This is a genomic window from Pseudomonas agronomica (assembly GCF_025917275.1).
GTDB classification, from domain to species: domain Bacteria; phylum Pseudomonadota; class Gammaproteobacteria; order Pseudomonadales; family Pseudomonadaceae; genus Aquipseudomonas; species Aquipseudomonas agronomica.
On the sequence record NZ_JAOSHO010000605.1, the window covers coordinates 1 to 2716 of the forward strand.

Annotated in this window: 2 protein-coding genes; both read right to left on the bottom strand. The window is 59.5% G+C overall.

Features of this window, described 5'->3' with window-relative positions:
* On the bottom strand, positions 1-952 hold a 952-nt coding region (locus tag OC610_RS25130; protein WP_264431724.1), incomplete at its 3' end, for a tripartite tricarboxylate transporter substrate binding protein.
* 522 nt (positions 953-1474) lie between these two features.
* The coding region (gene glmS / locus OC610_RS25135) for a glutamine--fructose-6-phosphate transaminase (isomerizing) (RefSeq protein WP_264431725.1) at positions 1475-2716 on the bottom strand (1242 nt) is incomplete at its 5' end.

A 2716-nucleotide genomic window follows, 5' to 3' on the forward strand; every position in this document is an offset into this window, starting at 1 on the left:
CGTCCTTGAACTGCATGAAGCTGTCGCGGGTCTTGTTCAACGTGGCGATGGCTTCTTCGGTGCCCTGGAAGCTGACCGGCTGCTTGAACGACTTCTTCAGCTCCTCGGCGTATTCCGGCTCTTCGGTGATTTTCTTCATGGTATCGGCCATTTTCTTGACGATGGCCGGGTCGGTGCCTTTCGGGAAAGCGACGACGTAAGGCTTGTCCAGGACGAGGTCGACGCCTTGCTCCTTGAACGTCTTGACGTCGCCCAGCAGCGCGTTGCGCTCGGCGTTGGGCTGGCCCAGGGCGCTCATTTTGCCGCTGGAAATGTAGTCCTGGACCGAGCCATAGCTGATGGCGCCCAGATCGATGCGCTTGCCCAGCAAGGCGACGATTTTTTCGGACACGGTGCCGCTGTCGACCATTTTCAGTTTCACCCCGGCGAGCTTCTCGAACATCAGGCCCTGCAGGTGCGAGAAATTGCCCATCTCGGTGCCGTAGGTAATGGTGCCGGGCTTGGCCTTGGCCTTCTCGATCAACTGGTCAAGGGTGTCGATGCCCGAGCTTTTCGCCGAGACGAACACCGCACCTTTGTCGACGCCGGCGATGCAGGAGATATCGAACGCATCGAAACGATCTTCGGACAGCCCCGCAACCTCGTTGACGATCAATTGGCCCGTGTGGGTGAACAGAATAGTGTTGCCATCCGGCGCCGCGCTCTTGACCGCATCGGCGGCAATCGTCCCGCCCCCGCCGGCCATGTTGGTGACAACCATGGTCTTGCCGGTGACCTTGGTGAAGTACTTGGCCATCATCCGTGCGTTGAAATCGGTGTCACCGCCAGCGTTGGCAATCACCACCACTTGCACCGGACGGCTTGGCCAGTTGCTGGCGTCGGCGGCCATTGCGGTGCCGGCGGTCAGGCTCAGAAACGAGGCGATCAAAGAGGCGCAGAGTGTTTTCTTCATTATTGTTCTCCGGGTGCTGCCATTCATTGGGGGATTGAAGCTGAACGAGAAACGGACACGCCCAGTGGTAACGCCTGATGGGACAGGCGAAAGTGCTTGGGTGTGGAAAGCGAGGCGTTCGGTAGAAGCTGTGAGCCCGCTCGGGACTCCTCGGATAAGAAAGAAGGTACTCGGCGCACGGCGTTAAAGCGTGGGACCGGAGGACTGCATACTCTCTGGGTGGCAAATGCAGGGGACATGGCTGCACCTTTTATTTTTTATTATTTTGATGTCATACGTTGTCGTATGACTTGATATCATCATCTCTACCCCATGTTGTCAACGCAGTTGTTCCGCGACTCACCGTGAATACGACGAACAGGGTTGAGTAAAAAAGCTCGAATTCAGATTTCCTTGCTGATCCAAACGGCGAAACCCATTTTCTCGCGGCCATAAAAAACCCCCTGAATTCAGGGGGTTAGTTCAGTCAGTGGGCCAGGCGCCAACCGTCAGGTTGAGCGACTGTGCCCGCGCGCGACGCCGTTATTCAACCGTTACGGATTTTGCCAGGTTACGCGGCTGGTCCACGTCGGTGCCCTTGAGCACAGCCACGTAGTAGGACAACAACTGCAGCGGGATCGTATAAAGAATCGGCGACAGGATGTCGTGGATATGCGGCATGTGCACCACATGGGTTCCCTCGCCGTTGGTCATGCCCGCCTTCTCGTCCGCGAAAACCACCAACTGGCCGCCACGGGCGCGTACTTCCTGCAGGTTGGACTTGAGCTTTTCCAACAGCTCGTTGTTCGGCGCCACGGTAACCACCGGCATGTCGTTATCCACAAGCGCGAGCGGGCCATGCTTGAGTTCACCGGCCGGGTAGGCTTCAGCGTGGATGTAGGAGATTTCCTTGAGCTTCAAGGCCCCTTCCATCGCCACCGGGAATTGCGCGCCACGGCCCAGGAACAGGGTGTGATTCTTCTCGGCGAACAGCTCGGCGATTTTCTCCACGGTGCTGTCCATCGCCAAGGCTTCGCCCAGGCGAGCCGGCAAGCGGCGCAGTTCTTCCACCAGCTTGGCCTCGACGCCCTCCGCCAGCGTGCCGCGTACCTGGCCCAGGGACAGGGTCAGCAACAGCAGGCCCACCAGTTGCGTGGTGAACGCCTTGGTCGACGCCACGCCAATCTCACGACCGGCCTGGGTCAGCAGCGTCAGGTCGGACTCACGCACCAGCGAGCTGATACCGACGTTGCAGATTGCGAGGCTGGCGAGGAAACCCAATTCCTTGGCGTTGCGCAGGGCTGCCAGGGTGTCAGCAGTTTCGCCCGACTGGGAGATGGTCACGAACAGGGTATCAGGCTGCACCACCACCTTGCGGTAGCGGAACTCACTGGCGACTTCGACCTGGCACGGGATACCCGCCAGTTCTTCGAGCCAGTAACGCGCGACCATGCCGGCGTGATAGCTGGTGCCGCAGGCAACGATCTGCACGTTGCGGACCTTGGCGAACAGCTCGGCAGCCTGCGGGCCGAAGGCCTGGACCAGCACTTGATCCTGGCTCAGGCGCCCTTCGAGGGTGCGCTGCACAACGGCCGGCTGCTCATGGATTTCCTTGAGCATGTAATGGCGGAACTCGCCCTTGTCGGCGGCTTCGGCGCCGTCGCGGTACTGGACGGTTTCACGCTCGACATTTTTGCCATTCAGGTCCCAGATCTGCACGCTGTCGCGGCGAATCTCAGCGATATCGCCTTCTTCCAGGTACATGAAGCGGTCAGTGACCTGGCG